The sequence below is a fragment of the Oryzomonas rubra genome (assembly GCF_008369015.1).
Taxonomy (GTDB): domain Bacteria; phylum Desulfobacterota; class Desulfuromonadia; order Geobacterales; family Pseudopelobacteraceae; genus Oryzomonas; species Oryzomonas japonica.
Genome location: NZ_SRSD01000010.1, coordinates 93,654 through 111,972 on the forward strand (window position 1 = coordinate 93,654; position 18,319 = coordinate 111,972).

21 protein-coding genes, 1 tRNA gene and 1 pseudogene are annotated in these 18,319 nt (G+C 55.7%); 1 reads left to right on the top strand and 22 read right to left on the bottom strand.

The genetic code is table 11. The features are described from left to right. Nucleotides 1–11: 11 nt before the first annotated feature. From ET418_RS15535 to ET418_RS15635, 22 genes and pseudogenes are all read right to left on the bottom strand, one after another. Entirely contained in the window at nucleotides 12–197 is a 186-nt protein-coding gene (locus tag ET418_RS15535) for a hypothetical protein (RefSeq protein ID WP_149309145.1), read from the bottom strand. Beyond that, nucleotides 187–954, bottom strand: a complete 768-nt coding sequence (locus tag ET418_RS15540) for a radical SAM family protein (protein WP_149309147.1) — start codon at nucleotides 952–954, stop codon at nucleotides 187–189. The genes ET418_RS15535 and ET418_RS15540 overlap by 11 nt, the downstream gene beginning before the upstream one ends. Then, the gene (locus tag ET418_RS15545; RefSeq protein ID WP_149309149.1) at nucleotides 947–1,372 is read right to left on the bottom strand and encodes an HNH endonuclease; all 426 of its coding nucleotides are present in this window, start codon (nucleotides 1,370–1,372) and stop codon (nucleotides 947–949) included. The genes ET418_RS15540 and ET418_RS15545 overlap by 8 nt, the downstream gene beginning before the upstream one ends. A gap of 6 nt (nucleotides 1,373–1,378) precedes the next feature. Then, nucleotides 1,379–1,567, bottom strand: a complete 189-nt coding sequence (locus ET418_RS15550; protein WP_149309151.1) for a hypothetical protein — start codon at nucleotides 1,565–1,567, stop codon at nucleotides 1,379–1,381. Nucleotides 1,568–1,587: 20 nt separating this feature from the next. Then, nucleotides 1,588–1,641, bottom strand: a pseudogene (locus tag ET418_RS18665) (hypothetical protein); the annotation flags it as partial. Between the two features lie 215 nt (nucleotides 1,642–1,856). Continuing rightward, nucleotides 1,857–3,230 carry a metallophosphoesterase family protein gene (locus ET418_RS15555; RefSeq protein WP_149309153.1) on the bottom strand — a complete coding sequence of 458 codons (1,374 nt, stop codon included), beginning with the start codon at nucleotides 3,228–3,230 and terminating at the stop codon, nucleotides 1,857–1,859. Then, nucleotides 3,196–3,969 (bottom strand): ParB/RepB/Spo0J family partition protein, encoded by a 774-nt coding sequence (locus ET418_RS15560; protein WP_149309154.1) that lies wholly within the window; start codon nucleotides 3,967–3,969, stop codon nucleotides 3,196–3,198. Before ET418_RS15560 ends, ET418_RS15555 begins: the two co-directional genes overlap by 35 nt. 30 nt (nucleotides 3,970–3,999) lie before the next feature. Beyond that, the gene (locus ET418_RS15565; protein WP_149309156.1) at nucleotides 4,000–4,377 is read right to left on the bottom strand and encodes a class III extradiol ring-cleavage dioxygenase family protein; all 378 of its coding nucleotides are present in this window, start codon (nucleotides 4,375–4,377) and stop codon (nucleotides 4,000–4,002) included. 42 nt (nucleotides 4,378–4,419) lie between these two features. Further along, nucleotides 4,420–5,355 carry a hypothetical protein gene (locus ET418_RS15570; RefSeq protein WP_149309158.1) on the bottom strand — a complete coding sequence of 312 codons (936 nt, stop codon included), beginning with the start codon at nucleotides 5,353–5,355 and terminating at the stop codon, nucleotides 4,420–4,422. A 27-nt stretch (nucleotides 5,356–5,382) separates the two neighbouring features. Continuing rightward, nucleotides 5,383–6,687, bottom strand: a complete 1,305-nt coding sequence (locus tag ET418_RS15575) for a recombination directionality factor (protein ID WP_149309160.1) — start codon at nucleotides 6,685–6,687, stop codon at nucleotides 5,383–5,385. Between the two features lie 56 nt (nucleotides 6,688–6,743). Next, nucleotides 6,744–8,228, bottom strand: a complete 1,485-nt coding sequence (locus tag ET418_RS15580; protein WP_149309161.1) for a DNA cytosine methyltransferase — start codon at nucleotides 8,226–8,228, stop codon at nucleotides 6,744–6,746. A 195-nt stretch (nucleotides 8,229–8,423) separates the two neighbouring features. Next, a complete protein-coding gene (locus ET418_RS15585; protein ID WP_149309163.1) occupies nucleotides 8,424–9,134 on the bottom strand; it encodes a hypothetical protein in 711 nt (236 codons plus the stop codon). Nucleotides 9,135–9,149: 15 nt separating this feature from the next. Then, a complete protein-coding gene (locus tag ET418_RS15590; protein ID WP_149309165.1) occupies nucleotides 9,150–9,494 on the bottom strand; it encodes a hypothetical protein in 345 nt (114 codons plus the stop codon). Between the two features lie 183 nt (nucleotides 9,495–9,677). Then, entirely contained in the window at nucleotides 9,678–10,022 is a 345-nt protein-coding gene (locus tag ET418_RS15595; protein ID WP_218043407.1) for a DUF1064 domain-containing protein, read from the bottom strand. A 127-nt stretch (nucleotides 10,023–10,149) separates the two neighbouring features. Beyond that, nucleotides 10,150–10,434 (bottom strand): hypothetical protein, encoded by a 285-nt coding sequence (locus tag ET418_RS15600; protein WP_149309169.1) that lies wholly within the window; start codon nucleotides 10,432–10,434, stop codon nucleotides 10,150–10,152. 32 nt (nucleotides 10,435–10,466) lie between these two features. Beyond that, nucleotides 10,467–11,822 (bottom strand): replicative DNA helicase, encoded by a 1,356-nt coding sequence (locus ET418_RS15605; protein ID WP_188055630.1) that lies wholly within the window; start codon nucleotides 11,820–11,822, stop codon nucleotides 10,467–10,469. Then, nucleotides 11,809–12,720 carry a hypothetical protein gene (locus tag ET418_RS15610; protein ID WP_149309173.1) on the bottom strand — a complete coding sequence of 304 codons (912 nt, stop codon included), beginning with the start codon at nucleotides 12,718–12,720 and terminating at the stop codon, nucleotides 11,809–11,811. Before ET418_RS15610 ends, ET418_RS15605 begins: the two co-directional genes overlap by 14 nt. A gap of 281 nt (nucleotides 12,721–13,001) precedes the next feature. Further along, nucleotides 13,002–13,511 (bottom strand): lytic transglycosylase domain-containing protein, encoded by a 510-nt coding sequence (locus tag ET418_RS15615; protein WP_188055632.1) that lies wholly within the window; start codon nucleotides 13,509–13,511, stop codon nucleotides 13,002–13,004. A gap of 55 nt (nucleotides 13,512–13,566) precedes the next feature. Beyond that, complete coding sequence (locus ET418_RS15620) at nucleotides 13,567–13,971, bottom strand: single-stranded DNA-binding protein (RefSeq protein WP_149309177.1); 405 nt, start codon at nucleotides 13,969–13,971, stop codon at nucleotides 13,567–13,569. Nucleotides 13,972–14,001: 30 nt separating this feature from the next. After that, nucleotides 14,002–14,325: a DUF968 domain-containing protein gene (locus ET418_RS18670; RefSeq protein ID WP_149309179.1), complete on the bottom strand. Its 324-nt coding sequence runs from the start codon at nucleotides 14,323–14,325 to the stop codon at nucleotides 14,002–14,004. 207 nt (nucleotides 14,326–14,532) lie between these two features. Beyond that, complete coding sequence (locus ET418_RS15630) at nucleotides 14,533–15,099, bottom strand: helix-turn-helix domain-containing protein (RefSeq protein WP_149309181.1); 567 nt, start codon at nucleotides 15,097–15,099, stop codon at nucleotides 14,533–14,535. Nucleotides 15,100–15,254: 155 nt separating this feature from the next. Continuing rightward, nucleotides 15,255–15,330: transfer RNA gene (locus tag ET418_RS15635), tRNA-His, on the bottom strand. Between the two features lie 286 nt (nucleotides 15,331–15,616). Between ET418_RS15635 and ET418_RS15640 the strand changes: the two genes are divergently transcribed. Beyond that, on the top strand, nucleotides 15,617–18,310 hold the full coding sequence (locus ET418_RS15640; protein ID WP_149309183.1) for a 2-oxoglutarate dehydrogenase E1 component: 2,694 nt from the start codon (nucleotides 15,617–15,619) through the stop codon (nucleotides 18,308–18,310). Nucleotides 18,311–18,319: the final 9 nt, after the last annotated feature.

Consider the following 18,319-nt stretch of genomic DNA (forward strand, 5'->3'; position numbering starts at 1 on the left):
TCCATCCCTCCCTAATATTTTTCAAATAGCCGCTCCAGATATGCGGCCCGCTTTTCAGATAGGATTTTTCCATGTGTTAAGAGCCCCCGGACGTCACAGATAAACGTCTCGTCGTTATCGTCGTGGACACGCCCCTGCTGCACCTCCACAAATAGCTTTTCGGCCATCAGCCTGTGACGTTCCTGTTCAATTGCCATGGCGAGCCACCACTTCCTTGATGCTGTCTTTCCAGCGGATCACCGGACAATCGGAGTAGCGACGATGCAAGGCCATGATCCTCTCGTCCCCCTGCAGCATCACGATAGAATCTACGGCATAGGCATACTCGGCAGGAACGCGCAGCCGGGCCTTATTCATCTTACCGATCCAGATGGTATCCGTAACGAAGGGAGCCGCAGCATCCACAACGGAGATCGCCGCATTGATACCGCCCAGCATAGGCTCGATTGAGACGGAAGTACGGAAGCCCTCCGAGTACGCCTCCTGGAGACAGGAGATGCGCTCCTGCGGAGATGGTGCGCCGGGCTCCCAGAACGCGCAGGTGTCGGAATTCATGCTGCCGATGGTAAACCGGAGCATAATTTGAGATTTCCATTCGGCCAGCTTCGATATGACCTCCCGGATGCAATCCAAACGCGGCTTGGAGACGATCAGCAAGCGGTTACCCCGGGAGAGAATGAGCCTCGCCACACGGATATACTCGTTCACGTTGAAGGGCGTAATGTCGTGGCTGCTGGGAAACATCACAACGCCATCGCGGGCCGGATAAGAGGTCATGGCCGAGCGCTTGGTAAATTCCTCCATAGCCCATTCCGAACGGGGGCGTAGGTTGAAACGATTGGCATTATGGGCAGCGTAACAATAGATGCAGGCGTTAGCGCATCCTATTTGAATATTTACACTATGTTCAGACCATTCTTTGGCACCGAACCCATGGCGATTTGTATCAAACATTTTGTTTTCTCCTGGAATGACCATGTTTGTATTTTCTGGGCCGCCCATAACCATCAAACTTGTTTAATGTGTTCCCACACCCGCAGGCGCAAAATATGACTATATTCTCTTGATTAGGCAATTTACGATCCATGCATTTTGTACGATGTTTGGCTTTGTGGTCAGCCAACGAAGTACATACCTCTAAATTTTCGGGAGAATTATTTTGTTTATTCCCATCAATGTGGTGGACCTTCTCACTATTCATAAGAGGTCGTCCTATTTTTTCAGCAGCAATAAGTCTATGTTCATAGGCATAACCCCTTGTATCAGCGCAAGGGTGGTCTTTTCCAACCCTAATTAATACGTAGCCATGTGGTGTTACAATCCTTCCGCCCTTCCAAAAACCATTTTTTTCACCCGTATTCCAAATAGCCATTATGTATTACCCCATTGCGCAGCCACGGCAGATGTGCTTTGTATATTCGGCAGTACCGGTGCCGGCCCATTCATCGTTGAAATCCATTATTTCCTCCCGAAAAGGTCTGGCTGCCAGGCCCTGAATAATTCCGGCTGCCACCAGATGTGAATGACCCTGCGCCGCTTCCATATTTTCCCGAGCTTCTTGGCACATGTGGCCCCCATGCCGCGCTTGATGCTTTCAGGATCCTTCAACCGGCGATGACAACGAATACAGCGCAATGGCATGCCAACCTCGTTTTGTATGCGCTACACACGGCGCTTATTAAAAATCGTCGATAACAAATCAGGGATATCTAAAGAGGTTCTGGTTTTTTGAGACAAATCCAGAGCCACCCTCTTTTTATTGCAATCAGAGCAGAGACACACCATGCCTTTTCTGAGGGAGGCATCGCGCACCTCCCCCAGAAACAGACCACAGCCAGCACATGACAGAGTACGAGTCAAAAGAGCCCCCCCTGGACAGCCGCCCCGTTATTTTCAAAGTAACGATTCAAAGCCGCACGAGTGGACTCCTTGCGGTCGACCGGTGCCGGCTCCGCCTCTACGACCGGGAAGCAGCCGGCCACCAGTTCCTCGACAGACCGGCTCTCGATATTGCTGGCGATCTCAATGGCGCCCCCCAGGGTGATGGGCGCGACATCGCTGGTGGCCCCCCACTGCGCGACCTTCTCGGCCAGGGTCCGCGCCTGGGAGATCCCCGCGGCCCGCTGCCGGACAGCCGGAACAACCTGGCATTCGATTTTGACCTTGCGGGCGCCCCCAGCCATGAACCGCTGCTCCAGGAGAGCCCGATCAACCCGGTGGCGGTCTTCCTCGGGAATCGAGTACCTGAAGCGGACGTCAGCGCCGGAAGCGCCGGCCTCTACGCGGGCAACCTCGGCCTCAAAGGCCGCCTCGTCGCCGTCCCAGATGGCCTCGCCGAAGCAGAGGCGCCGGGCGGGAAGAGGCATGAACTGAGCAACAGGGGCTGCGGAGCCGAACGTTACCTCAAGAAAGCCCTTGTCCTCCTGCTCGCCGTAGTTCAGCCGCCCCGGAGAACCGCAGAAAAAGACATTGCCGCCATGCTGCTGGTATTTGTGGACATGGCCGAGGGCGTAGTAGTCGCAATGGGCCTGGTGCAGATCGTTGACGCTGAACTCCAAATCCTCCCCGACCGCGACCTGCCCGGTGGAAAACTCCGAGCCGGTCAGCATGCCGTGACCGACGAAGATCTTGGGAATACCTGCCGGAAGCGAGTCGTTGACCATGCCCAGGCCGGCGAACAGATCATGCATCAACTCCCGGGCCTGCATATTGCCGTCACGGGCCGAGCCCTCGAACTGAGCCATCAGATAGGCTTTGTCGAGGGATGGGACCAGCGTGAGAGCGGCCACGACTTCATGGTCCGGGGAAATACTCGCATACGAGTTAAACGCACAGGAATCCCCATATCTGATGAGGGCGACCTGTTCTACCTGGGAGGCGACATGGACCCGGTGCACCGTGCGCAGATGGCGGAAGATGGCTGGGGTATCCCTATCGTGCGAACGAGTCCCGCGGATGATCACCACCGGGGCAATGCCGGCGCAGGAATCGACCAACTCGATAGCGGAATGTGCGACCTCGGAATCCAGCATGATCCTACCATCCAGTTCATCCACGGTATCTCCGCTGATCACAAACAGATCAGGAGGGTACAACTGCGCATGGTTAATCATTGCGAGAATGCAACGCTCGGATTCTTCCCGTTTGTCAGCGTTACGCGAAATATGCCAATCGCCAGTGTGAATTATCCGCATGTTACACCTCCCCGCCGAGTACCCAGCGCAATGCATCAACCCCGTTCCATTCCACCGGCATTTCTGCCAGCTTCGCCTCGATATCCTTCCGCGACTTCAACCTGGGAGCCGCAGGAGCCCCGCCCTTTACGACCCGCTCTACATTACGACCCGAGGTCTTGACCCCGCTCTCCGTCAACTCCTTAAGGGCCGCCTCCTGCTTGGGCTTCGGCAGATCGGCCAGCTTAACGGCAGCACTCGCCGATATGGTCCCGTGCTCAATGGCTTTTTTGACAGGATCGGCCAGGGTGAGCATCGCCAGCCATGTTTTGATGGTGGGCATGGAGACGCCAAAGGCAATGCACGCCTCTTCCTCCGACCGCCCCATATTGAGGTAGCGGTTCAGTTTATCGGCCCGGCCCAGCGGCGTATCGTCCTGGCGGTTTTCGTTGGCCGAGATGAGCACTCCGAACAGGCTGGAATCGTCACCGCGGCGAATCATGCAGACCGCCTTGATCGGCTCCTTGCCCTGCTCGACCAGGCGACGGTTTGCCTCCCGGGCGTTTTTGGTCCGCTGCCGGCCATCGACAACAACCAGATCATCCCCCTCCTTGGTGATGATGATCGGCTCAATGACGCCATTCACCATGATGTTGCGTACCAGCGCTTCATCCAGGGGCAAATCGACGCGAGGGTCATAGAGGGGGTGGCCTGGGTCAGTTATCAAGACCAAACGATCCGGCTCGATAAGCCAGGCATTGGTCCGCGACGCTTCTACTGCTGTTTTCGACGACATAAATCCTCCCCAAAAGTGATCAGCACCTATCTACAAAACAGAAGCCGAGTCGGTAAAATGATCATCCAGGGATCCGCCATGCAACGCCCTCTGTAGATACCGCAGAGTGTGAGAAAAGGCATTGGACCCGACAACCATCATATCCTCGTCGAGCGGCTCGCCAGCAAGATGCGCCAGGCCGCCAATGGAGTCCTCAACCGATTTAATGGACCTGGCTAACCGTTTATGCTCCGGCATAGTTTCCCTGATGCTCAATAACGTCGTCATGGTAATGGCCGACAGCAACGCAATGACGGTCTTATCCTCGACCTCTTCCAAGACAAGCCGGGGCGGTACATACGGCTTATACGAAACCTTGCCACCAGGGGAAACCACCCGCAGGAACAACTGTTCTTTTTTTGATCCCATTACATCCTCCAAATTTTGCTATACGCTACAGCCAAGAAACTGCTAGATATGACAATCCACAACGGTCAGCAACGTGTCGTCAGGCAAAGCGTCGAGCAGTATAGAAAATTCCAGCGACCAATCTTGAGCAGGCTTTTTATCGAAGACTACTCCCCACCAGCCCATTTCCCCCTGCTCGTACCATTTACCATCCTTCAAGACCGCTAAAGTAGCGATGGCACCAGCACGAGCTGATTTTATATATTCTTCTCGGGAGATCGGATAAAATTCGTCGACGGAAGAGAAAAAACCGAAAGAAGTGTTGCCCCCTTCTGAAAAGGCATGGACCGCTGGCTGGGCATGATATGCCTTCCGGGCCAACCCAATGTCCCCGGCATGCACCTCGTCCCGCATTTTATCCCATGAGATGTACCCGTCCAGCTTCCCATCGATTAAGGCGCGGGCTTTATCATAGGTATCGGCGGCACGAGCACCAGCAGCATCCCGCATGGCAGCAAAATCTATGTCCTTTTTCAAGGCAGAGTCCGCTCTGGTCAGGGGATCAGGGCCGCCATCAGGGTCTTCATGCATCGCTATAAGGCTGCGACTACCAAGCTCACCGGTAGCCCCCGGCTTTAGCTGGAAAAAACCAGACCAACGCCCACCAAACTGAAACCAATCCCACTTATTATTGGGGTTTGTACGATTGACGGCTTTGATCAGCTTCCCATCCTTTACGATGGCGTATCCGTACTTGTGCCGGCACTCTTCCCCGACCTTTTCGACTTCGCTCTCGTCGGACACAATTCTGTCCTCGAGCCCATGATAGGAAAGCGCATCTTCCAACGATTCACCATCGGCAATCCGCTGGGCCAACTCATCCGTTATATCCACATCCTGGACATATTCGTCGTTGATGCCGGTGCATTCAAACTCGTGGAACGGGGCCAGTTGCTTTTCGACATCATTTCCAATAACCATAACTGTAAAATGCGACATAATCGTCTCCTTTTATTTCGATATACGCTACGCAGCCCGCAGCGCTTTGACATCATCAGCGAAGGCCGCCCCACGCTTATCAATCTCGGTAGCGACCCTACCGTAGAACTCCCGCAGGGTGGTATAGTCAAGATCATCAACGATTGAACCGCCATACATTGAGGCCGCCAGATTATCCATATCGGCCAGGAAAAGCCCCTGGGGGGCAACCAATGCGTTAAGGGCATCGATACCCGCCTTGGTTCCCTTTTGGGCCTCCTGACTGGCCTGGGGCACAGGATCAGGAGAAGAAGAAGCTGCAGGAGCTTCCACGGGAGCAGCATCATCGGAAAAAGGAAGATCAGCGGCAGGTGTCGGGGGCAATGCGGCGGCGGCAGGAGCAACACCGGTCAGGGCCGACAGAGCATGCAGCGACCGTGCGGCCACAGCCTGTGGCTCGGCGTAGCGGGCCAGTTCCATTGGGTCGACTGCCAACTCAATCGTGACGATCCACTGCTGCTGCTTTTTCCCGTCAGGGGTCTTCACCACTTCGGACACCTTGCAGAGTTCGAAAAAGGCATTGCCATTGAACAGCCCGTCGAAGCGCCCCAGGATGCCACGCACCCGGCGCAGGATGGCAACCGACTCCCCGAGGCCATACCAGGAACGAGTCGGAACGACGATCTCGCCGGCCCCGCGGCAGCCAGGTACATAGACGCGGTACATCCCGCCGAATACGACCTTGTAACCGCACGCCTTTGTGGCCACGTCCTCGTCGTCGGAATCCAGAACCTTCCAAACATCGGGTTTAGCGGGGAGCTTCGTGTCCTTGGGGATGTAGCGAAATTTCAGCTTGGGGCCGTCGTAGAACGAGACGCACCGGAGATTGGCGCCCCCATCAAAAGCCCGGAAATTATGGGGGATGACCTTCTCGATATCCGACAGCGGGAGCCAGCACGGGATGCGCCGGACCTTGCCATCGGGATCGGCGTAGTTTTTGCGGATATACTCGGCATCGGCGGGGCGTTTGAAGTCCTCGTCACGGATGGTGAAATAGTCGCAGTTCGAGGGGAACAAGCAGGTTTTCTTGGTGTAGCCTCTCGGCGCCAGCTTGAGCATTTCGGCATCGATATCACTAAACCCATGACCCTCGTCCAGCATCCGGTCATACACGGCCCGCTGCTCTTTCGTGCATTCCTTCATCGGCACCTTAATTCCTGGTCGGATAACACCAGCGTGCCGGATTTTCTCGCGGTCACCGAGCAGCATCTGGACCTCATGCAAATCACCGGTCTCAACGATATTTGCAATGGCGCTGGTGTTGTCCAGGCCTTCATCAACCGTATCTGACATAACAACCTCCAAAAAGAATTTGACTGCAGGGGAAAGAAGACGAGTGCCCAGAATGATCAGCGCGACTCCATAACTTTTTTTAAACGTAAGCCCAGCCAGTGCATACAGGGAACCGCCATGCTATTGCCATAAGCCTTATATTGTGGTCCATCAGGGCATTCGGCAGCCGGTTTTCCCCGCCATGGTATTTGGGTATAATGGTCTGGAAATCCTTGAAGCCGGGCACATTCTACAGGCGTTAAGCGTCGCACCGCAGTCCCAGCAATGTAGCTGCGAGAACTACCGCCACTGGCAGCGCGAAGGCTTGCCACCTCTGCCACCTCTGCCACCTCTGCCATCGCGCCACCTTCGCGGCCACGGAGGTTGAAGGCTGTGACTTGTTGGTCAGCCTTCATGCAAAGGACAGCCGTTGTGCTGCTGTTTTCCACACCACTTGGCGTTCTAGAACGTAGCGCCGTAGCAATATTGGCAAAAGAGGCAACTCTTGCTGTCCCATCAGTACCATGGAAAGTGACCCCTTGAGGGTAGACCGGGGCCAGTGGTGTTCCACGGCCAGTGCCGTCTTCGGAAGCGTCAAAGCCTTCTCCGCGCAGAGTATGGGCTACCAACATCCCTGATTCCGCATCCTGCTGAGTGGCTGAACCCACCGCCTTGCCGGAACTACATAAAGTACCAACCACAAAAGTTTCCGTTTCAAAATCCATACGACCACTGCCGCCCTTGGCATTACAGGCTGTGGCTATATCAATCGGTCCGGTTGTGTTGTTACCCCCATAACTGGCGATAAGGCGGTTTGTTTGTCCCTGGTTATCATCTGCTCCGCATGTTCCAACGCCATTTGCAGTGAGGGCGGCAACACACGCCCCCGCTTCTCGGCCCTCCGCAGTATCCCGGCGCATGCCCTTGCGCTCAAAAAGTACCGCTCCGGGATTGAACCGGTCTCGAGCACTTGCGACAACGAAGACACGACGGCGTCGTTGGGGCACTCCGAAATATTGAGCATCGAGAATTCGCCAGGCAGCCGCTCTCCGGGGTCCAATAACCAGACCCGCGTTTGTCCAGCCGACCCTCCCCGGAACGAGTGGGGCATCCTCTCCCACAATCCCAGCGAGGAAGCATCCAAAAGCATTGTCGGGCGTATTAAGGCATCCAGGGACGTTTTCCCAGATACAGACGGCTGGTTCGCGTCCAGCAGCAACTCGAACATCGTCAATTGCATCAAGGATTCGGACGAATTCAAGGGTAAGTTTTCCACGATCATCCTCCATAGATTTACGCAAACCGGCGACTGAGAATGCCTGACATGGTGTGCCCCCAACCAAAATATCAGGAGCAGGAACCTCCCCAGAGCGGACCATCGCAGCGATCTTGGTCATATCCCCAAAATTTGGCACGTCAGGGTAATGGTGAGCAAGGACTGCGCACGGGAAAGGGGAGACTTCCGAAAAGCCGACAGGTACCCAGCCAAGGGTATCCCACGCCACGGTAGCTGCCTCAATTCCACTACACAAACTCAGATAACTCGCCGCAGATTCGTTCATTATGCGCTACACCCCGGATATAAAAAACCCGGATAGTGTGTCGGCACCATCCGGGTTCTCTGGAAACAGGGGATCCCGAAGGGCCACCTGAAACCAAAATGTGATGCGTGCTCCGACAAGCCGCCTTATTTGCAGGGGAGACAATACGCCCCCCCGCAAATAATATCAAGAAAAATGTTCGCCATACGCTACAGACTACAGAATAATAGCCACGTCGGGGCATTCGGCCTGCAACCAGGTGCAAATGCGCTTCTTGGCTTCCAGCTTCCAGGCCGAACCATCCGCCTCAAAGAGAGCCCCCTGCGGCTTATCGGATCCTGACCGCAGCCGGAAGACGAAACTGGACTCCGGCTGCGCGACCTCGGAGAAGGTGCGAAACGGGGCCAGAGAAACAGGATTAGGTACTTCCGCAGGACCGACCTTGGCAATACCGGTCTTGGCTGTTACTTCCTGGCTAATGCCATCATCAGCGAACGTTCTGACGTTACCCTCCGAGATGGCGCTGACAAATTTCTGCATGGATTGGACCGCCTCGTTCTGCACAAACTGGCTCAACAGCGAGATCAGGAAGTCCTCGTGCTCATACCATTGTCCGAACCGGAAGGAATGGACAAACGGGACGGCAACCGCATAGATTTTGCGCTGGACAAAACTGCCATCGAGCTTCGACACCAGCATGACCTTGTCGTGGTCCGCGACGTGGAGCATCAGATCGCTCTTATCGAGCCCGTCCACGTTCTCCTTCAGATAGTTGGCCAGACCGGTCAACGTGTTCATCGCCAGGGCATCAGGGGCAGGATCCAGCACAGGGATAAGCCTCTCCGTCGAGTATTTGCGACCATTTGATTCCACCAGGACGGGACGGGCCATTTCTTCCACTTTTTCGAGAAAACTTTTGTCAATCATCGGGTACTACTCCTTTCAAATTTTGGTTACAGATGCCAGTTTTTTGGTGGCATCCAGGTCAAGCTGCAATTGGTGGGGGTTACACTCCGTGGCCACGGCTCCCTGCGGAGTACGCCCCACGAACATCATCGTATTGAACGGTTTGACACTCGCAAGCTTCGACCCGCAATCCACACTTACGTCGCACCGGTCACGATCAGCATTCGGCTTGATTTTTACTTTCAGAGTGATCTCGCGCACACCCTCTGTTGTGTTGAGATCGACCACGTTGTCCAGTACCCGCTTAAACTCGTCGTCGAATTTTTCAATCGCGGCCCCCCGCCCCAGGTTCAACAAACTTACAATGTCTTCCTCTTCCATAACAACTCTCCTTTCGTTTTTTGGGACAACTAGTGCCCACGCCTAAGATCGCGGATATACTCCCATAAGCCCCAGACCACACACAACAGACCTCCGAAAACAACCGCCTCAATATTTGATTTCATAATTACCCCCCAGATGCGAGATGGACAGCATCCAGAACAAGCCCAGCCGATAGAATGATCAAACCTCGTGAATCTCCAACCCCAGGACCGTCGCCATCAGATGTTTTTTACTGCGATACGTCGGATTTTTGCGAAGGTGCGGCGACTTTGAATCTTCGATCACGAGCCGGCCATCCTGCCGATAGGTAAAGTCGGCGCGATACCGAAGCTCGGGTTTTTTCCGGCCATCCAGAACCACAGCCGGCGCCAAGACGAACCACACCTGAAGCTTCAACTCGGAGATCACACCTGCCCGTTCCAGTATTTTCAGGTGGAGATACCGCCCGGCCTCCCGCTTTGAATCGAAAAGGATCCCGTCGACCTCGACCTTGACATTACCGTGCTTGGATGCCCTCTTTTCCAAAGAGCCCCGGCAGAGCGTCGCACTCTGGCGCTCGCAGCTACGGCAGGTAGGATGGTCAGGAGAATAGGACCGGCCAACAGCACAATGCACAGCAGACCCGTTTCTCATGCGCTACACCGGCCATACATCACAACGGTTCCAGAAACCCGACGTCGCCCAAAGGGAAGTCCAGACGGGCCGTATCCTGCAGGATGGTGGAAAACGTGGTGACCTTTTTACCGTTCTTGCGGTATTTTTTTTCAAGGGCAGGAGTATTCACGATGAACACTTCTCCCTCCCGGGCCACGACCGGCAACCTACCATCAAGGAAGAGGTAACAGGAGTGGGATACAGACATGTGCAGGACGTCGGTAACTTCAAAAGGAGCCCACGTCCCTTTTTTATTTTGCCACTGAATAGCAATTCCAGGCATGACAACCTCCGGCTAAAATTTATAGATCGGCCCTACCATTTTGGAAGATCAGCCCTACCATAGCGTTGAACATGAGAAGGCTCTGGCTCTTGATCTTGCTCGTTAAAAGGCAATGTGCCCCGGAACGTGAGCGTGTCCCGATCAATATCAATTTCCCAACGCTGGCCAACCGGGCCGTTGCGGTTTTTCAATAATTTTGCGAACAGCTTGTCGTCCTTGGCCCAGAGCCCCAGCATATAGTCGGCGCCGGCCTCGATATCCCCGCCGCCCTTTGCCGCATCCATTTCTATCTCGATGCCCTTGGACTGTGCAAAACCACGATGTACTTGCCCGAGAAGGACAACAGGGATGTTCTGCTCTTTCGCCATACCTTTGAGATCGGCAGACAGAGCCGAAACCTTGTCAAATAGGGTGCGGCCTTCCGCAGCCATGAGCCCCAAGTAGTCGATACCAACACCACCAAGTTCCCCGTGTTTTGCCCGAGCAATATCGATATAAGCCGACACCTTCTCCACCGATAGCCTGGGCCTATCGCAGACCAGCACCTTGTCGGATTTTCGGCGCAGCAGGGTCGCGTAGAGGTCTTTCCACAGCTTGTCCCGGAAAGCATCTTCCACGGCCCGACCCTCCAGCCCGCACTGAATCTGGACCTCGCGCTCTACACACTTTTCAACCGGCATTTCCAGGGAGCACATAAGCTGACGCAGGCCGGTGCGCTCCGCATTGCCCTGAAGCAGATTTTGGAGAAGCGCAGACTTGAACGTGCCCGAGTAGGCGATGATGGTCATAACCTCGCCCGGGGCGACCCCCCGGATGGCATTGTCGATCTCTCCAAATCCGGTACGAAAGCGCAAGGAGCCGACCTGCGACACGTATTTGATGTAGCGCTCCACACGCTGCTCCAGGGTGTAAATATCGCCGGCAGAGGCCGAGTGAGCGCTACCCGAAATATCGGCCATAAGGGAACGAGACTCGCTGATGGCATCCTGAAGGTCGCAGTGTTCATCATGCGCCATGTCAATCATCCGCATGGCCGCAGACAACATGCGGCGCTTAAGCGCCTGTTCGTGGACGATCTTGGCGTAGTGCAGGACGTTGGCCGCTGTCGGGACGTAATCGATCAAGGTGGCGAGATAGGCCGCGCCACCGACCTGATTCAACGAGCCGTTATGGCGCAGCAGATCGACCATAGTGATCATGTCGATAGGGGCCTTATCCTTGGCGAGATCGAGACAGGCGGAGTAAATGAGCCGGTGCGGTTCGCGGTAGAAATCATCGGCGCTGATATGGTGCCGGACCTTGTGGATGCATTGGTTATCGACAAGGATGGCGCCGAGCACCGACATTTCGCCCTCGATGCTTTGCGGTGGAACTTTATGGTTGATCACTGACATTCTCCCAGAATTTCCAATCTTCGAATTTTACCCCGTCAGGAGGGACGATGCCCCGATCACGCGCCTGTTCGGTGATCTGGATCCAATCGATCTTGCGGCTCACGATCCGGTTCACCCCGCTGACGAGATTGCCCAGGGAAACGCCGTGTTCGACGAACCAGGCGTCGTCAACGACCAGCAGATAAGCTGCGTAGGCGACAAGCCGGGAGATCGGGTAGATAGCGAGCAGAGATTTGATATGAGCCGCATCTTTGCCGGAGTAGTGGTAAGCATCTCCGTAGAGCTTCTCGAACGACCAGCACCACCAGCGAGTGAACCGCTTATGGTCGGCACTCCCCTCCTTAACCGCATGAGAGCGAGAACGCGGTGCAGCCGGAGGCGAAGCCGAAGGAGGCGACGCAAATGTTTCCTGTTCCTGTTCCTGTTCCTGTTCCTGGTTTAAAAAGGGTTCCGAAAGGGTTTCGCAAGGGTTTAAAAAGGGTTCCAAAACGGAGCGATCAACCTTGTTTGTAAAAGTGCTCAACGCCACAGCAGCAAGCCGTTTGAGTGGGGTGGAGTCTGGGATTTGCGTGAATAATTTTGCAGCGCTCTTGGCCTGATTGGGATTTTCGATTTCATTCCACTTTATGAACTTGGAAATCAGCACCCATTTTGTGGTTGGACAACGCTTTACAAACCCTTTAGCAGACAGTTCAGTAAACCCTTTCGTAACCCTTTCGGAAGGCCAATCCAAATCCTCTGAAACATATCCATCAGGAAGTCGGAAACACCCGATCAAATTTGTGTGAGGGCAGGTGAGTAAGTAAACGGCCAGGAGCTTGCCATCGTCCGACAGACCTTTTATATCGATGCTGGTCCAGAAGGATGTGTGCAGCTTCCCATAATCTCGCATGGCAACCTCGTAAGTGATAACGACCGGGACTTAAAGATGACGCCCCACAATGATGAATTAACGAAAAGCCCCCACCCGAAGTGGCAGCTTCAAGTGGGGGCCTCGTCCAACAGCCGGGAGCGCCCGGCCAATGGAATCTTGAACAAGCTGCCTGCCAACAGCGTGAAAATCAAAGCCTGCGTTTTTATGGTGACGCAGCCCACCGATACACGGAATAAGAGACAAAAACTTACATCGGTCTGTAGCGTATAGCAAGCAATTTATTCACCATACGCTACAGACTAAATCGAATTTGCCAGGGCCAGGACGTGCTTTGAATACTGCTCCGCATTTGCCCCAGCACCATTATAGCGGCGGACAGCCAGCGCGAGCCTTCCGCCAGATGCGTCGACCAGTTCGTCGAGGATCCGTTCAGCAGAGCGCGTCTGGCTCGACCAGGTGTGCCCCGGATGCCCCCATTGATGAGGCATGATCTGGTAGGCCCCGATCTCGCCGGCACGTCCACGAGCATGTAAATCAAAACGAGATTCCCGGGCGGCGATGGCTGCCAGCACCCGGGGGTGATCACAGGTTGCCAAAACGTCGGCAATTTCAGGGGCGCGATCACCGGCGCCATGCTTACGGGCGAACCGCTCGATTCTTTTGGAAAGGTCAGAACGCGGCTTGAGCAAGACCCTCCCGGCACGGTTACCTTCGATTTTCTCGGGAGAAACGTGTCGGGCGTAATCTCCAGAGCCGGCTGTTGCTGCAGGGAGTAACAAACATCCCAAAACGATAGACAATCGTATCACTAGCAATACCTCCTATGAATATTTAATAATTACACATAACTTCCTGTAATTATTATTAAAATGGAATATCGTCGTCTCTAAAAGGCGGTTCCTCCTGATCACCAGCCACAGATTCGGAGCGCCCCTCATTTTTAGAAGAGAGCATCTGCATCTGCATCCCGACAATCTCGGTCGTATAGCGGTCGGCGCCGGAGTTGTCCTGCCATTTCCGGGTCTGGATACGCCCCTCGATATACACCAGTGCTCCCTTGGCGAGATACTCGCCGGCGATCTCGGCCAGCTTCGACCACAACTGGATGTTGTGCCATTCCGTTTTCTCCTGCTTCTCTCCGGATTTGTCCTTGAACGTCTCGGACGTGGCCAGGGAGAAATTGCAGACAGCAGTGCCGGAAGCGGTGAAACGAACCTCCGGATCCTTACCGAGTCGGCCTATCAGTATGACCTTGTTCAATGAAGACATACGGTACTCCTTTCAATCGTTTGGTATGCGCTACAAAGAGCGCGAGTAAAAAAGGATATTGAGCCGAGCGATAAGATCCTCGACCGCATCGAGATCACCCCAGAATGACCGCTTGCCGATTTGATGAACACGCAGGTGGCACTCACAGCCACAAAGAGGAACCGCCCGATAGTCGGATACCTTGAGACCGATGGACGAATGACCGGCAGCAGGATGGTGATGAGCATTCGACGGCCCGAAGCGTCCGCATTTAGCGCACGGCAGAGAACGTATGAATTGCAGGTAAACCTCGTCACGTTCTGCCGTTTCTTTTGGGAATAGCATTGCTGGAGGATACACAAAGGTGTAGCGCATGTCAAACGGTCGCACATTAGGAGCGAACTCTGACCATTTAGACGGGGAATGATCTGATTTAGACGAGCTGAAAACAATGCTAGGCTCCAGGTAGAAGAAACTAGGCTACCTAGAGTGAAAGACGGGGGGCTAGAATGATGGCCGCAAAAAAGCGCCCCACACTGCAGGCGCTTCTTAGACGGCTAAGTTGAATAAGTAGAATCGTGATTAGGAAAACAAACGATCTCTAGAATCGGGGTTTAGATAGCGAACATCCATATTGCGAGAGAGAACGTACAAGAGCAATGGATCCACGTCCAGGGCAACACCAAGGGACCACAGCTTCTCACCCGAAGTAGTCGGGCCAGACTCTGGATCGTTTTCCAATTGCGACCAGTAACCAACTGAGACGCCCCAAGGAACTGCGGCCTTAACCATGTCACGCAAAGAATATCGGAGTTGTTCTCGAACAGACCGAATGAAATGCATAAACGTAGTTGGCTCACATTTTCTAATGGCAAACTTAGGAATCTGTTCCAAGAGATCAGTTCTATCACGGCTTTCGAGAAAAAGGATCAATGGAGAGATCTGCAACACGGCCCCCATCGCCCAGAGTTTATCAATGGAAGCAGACTCCACCTTCATATCTTTTTGGTCGTCAGCTTCCAGTCTGGATATATACACGGCAGATTTGATCGGTGAGGGAATGTGTGAACGCTCAGTGGCCCGGCACATTTCTCTGACACCCAATCCCAGGTCGAGACGCCTCTTATGAATCAATTCGCTGAAACTCATCTTTTACCTCCTTTAAAAGTCGTACAAAGAAAGTACAAACTTTCCCGCCTAAAACCGCCCCCTGCTGTAGCGTATAGCAAACACCTTGGGATTAAGGAACATCCCGCAAGGGCCGTTTTTTTCTGCTTTTCAGGCGATTACGGGATGTGATATTTTGGGGTGGCTAGTGGGATTTGAACCCACGCATGTACGAGTCACAGTCGTATGTGTTAACCGCTTCACCATAGCCACCATAAAAGAGTTCGTTTATATATCCCGAAACAGGAAAATCGTCAAGCCCAAAATCATGCGCTTGATCTGGCGCCTGTGCATATCACTTGAGTTTTACCTGCGTAACGGCGCCAGAGAGGCGGTGCCCCCCGAGGCGGACCCATGAGGCCGCACTGCCGGAGTTCCATTTTGTGGGGCAACTACCAACGCCGCAACGAATTTCTGCTCTGAACAGAGGACATTTTGTGGTAGGCTACCCCAAAAGCCTACACGTAGCGACAGCGCATTCTTATCTTACGAGGCAGACATGGCAAAAAACTTCATTTCCAATCTCTCCGGTCCATGGCTTGAATCTCTCTATGAAACCTGGCAGCGGGACAACACGGCAGTGGCGGAGGAGTGGCAGCATTTTTTCAGCGGTTTCGAGCTTGGCAGAGAGAACGGTGCACCTCCCACGCCCGGGGTGATGGACGAGACTGCCGCCCTGAAACAGTCCGGCGTTCAGTCGCTCATCTACCGTTACCGCAATATCGGCCACCTGCTGGCCTGCACCGATCCCCTCTCCCCCTGCCTGCTCGAGCACCCCCTGCTGCTGCTTTCCGAGTTCGGCTTGGGCGACGACGACCTTGACACCCGTTTTACCGCACGGCGGTTCATCAAGCAGAGCGCAACCCTGCGGGAGATCGTGGCGACCCTGCGGGAGAGCTACTGCCGGGAAATCGGCGTCGAGTTCATGCACATCCAGGAACCAGCCGAGCGGCAATGGCTGATCGACCGCATGGAGCCGCGCCGCAACAGGCCGGAACTCTCTCCGGGAGAACGGCTTCACATCCTGGAGAAGCTCCACGAGGCGGCGCTGTTCGAGTCGTTTCTCCAGCGGCGCTTTCCCGGGCAGAAGCGTTTTTCACTGGAAGGGGGCGATGTCCTGATCCCGGTGCTGGATGCGGTCAGGCAGGCGTGCCCGGCAGCCGGCATCAGCGACATGGTGCTGGGCATGGCGCACCGCGGCAGACTGAACGTGCTGGCCCACATCTTCGGCAAGCCCTATGAGGATATCTTCGCCGAATTCCGCGATACCATGGAATTCGGTTTCCTGGGCGATGGGGACGTGAAATACCACAAGGGGTACTCGGCCGACATCGAATTGCCCGGCGGCAAGCTGCACCTGACCCTCACCTCCAACCCGAGCCACCTGGAGGCGGTCAACCCGGTGGTCGAGGGCAAATGCCGCGCCCGGCAGACCCGCTACGGCGAGGGGGGGGCTCAACGGGTGCTGCCGCTGCTGATCCATGGCGACGCAGCCTTTGCGGGACAGGGGAGCATCATGGAGGTGCTCAACATGTCCCAACTGGAGGGGTATGGAACCGGCGGCACCATCCATGTGGTGCTCAACAACCAGATCGGCTTCACCACGCTCCCCAAGGATGCCCGTTCGACCCGCTATGCCACGGATGTGGCCAAGATGCTGGCCTGCCCCATCTTCCACGTGCAGGGCGAAGCCCCGGAGACCGCCGTGCACGCCGCCCGCCTGGCTCTGGAATATCGGCAGGCATTTGGCCGCGACGTGGTGCTCGAGCTGATCTGCTATCGCCGCCATGGCCATAACGAAGGGGACGAACCGGCCTTCACCCAGCCGCTCATGTACCGCAAGATTACGGCCCGCCCCCCGGTCAACCGGATCTACGCCGATACCCTGGCCGAAGCGGGATTGGATGCGACGGAACTGGCCGGCATCGAGCAGGGGATAGCGACCCGCCTCGACAACGCCCTGCAAACCGAGACTCAGGCGACAAAGATCGGTTTTCAGCAACAATGGAGCGATATCGGCCGCGATTACGCCACCGCCGCCAGCGAAACCGGCGTCCCGGGGGAAAAACTCGTGGCCCTCGCCCGAAGCCTGGTGGAACTGCCGCCCGGTTTCACCCCCCATGCCAAGATCCTGACCTTGATCAAGAAACGCTTTGAAGCGGTGACGAGCGGGAATGGGCTGGACTGGGGCAACGCCGAGACCCTGGCGTACGCCACACTGCTTGACGAGGGCATGCCGGTGCGCCTCTCGGGACAGGATTCGAGGCGCGGGACCTTCAACCACCGCCACTGCGTCCTGCACGATACCACCACCGGCGCCTCTTATACGCCGCTGGCGACGACGGCACGGGCGGGGGCGACGTTCCAGGCCTGGGACAGCCTCCTGTCGGAGTTCGGCGTGCTCGGCTTCGAGTACGGCTATTCCCTGGAAACCCCCAACGGCCTCGTCATCTGGGAGGCCCAGTTCGGGGATTTCGCCAATGGCGCCCAGGTCATCATCGACCAGTTCATCGCCAGCGGGGAAACCAAGTGGAACCGGGCCAGCGGGCTCGTCATGCTGCTCCCCCACGGCTACGAAGGCCAGGGGGCCGAGCACTCCAGCGCACGCATCGAGCGCTACCTGCAACTGTGCGCCCGGGAGAACATGGTGGTGGCCACGCCCTCCACACCGGCCCAGATGTTCCACCTGCTGCGCCGCCAGCTCAAGCAGCCCTTCCGGAAACCGCTGATCGTTTTTACGCCCAAGAGCCTGCTGCGTCACCCGAGTTGCGTTTCCTCCCTCGACGAGTTGCAGCATGGCGGCTTCCAGGAGGTGATCCTGGACAGCCCCGACACCGCCGACGTCACCCGGGTGCTTGCCTGTAGCGGCAAGATCTATTATGAACTGGTGGAAGAGCGCGACCGCCTGGGTCGAAGCGACACCGCCATCGTCAGGATCGAACAGCTCTACCCGTTGCGCAGTGACCTGCTCGGGGAGATTGTCGGGGCTCTCCCCCCGGGGGCCCGCTTCACCTGGGTCCAGGAGGAGCCGGAGAATATGGGGGCGTGGCCCTATCTGCGCCGCTATTTGACCGAGGCAGCGGGGGCGATACGCTACGTGGGGCGCCCGGAGGACAGCTGCCCCGCCGTCGGCTCCCATCGTATCCATGCCGACGAACAGAAGGCCATCATCAGCGCAGCATTCGCCGACTGACCACCCCAC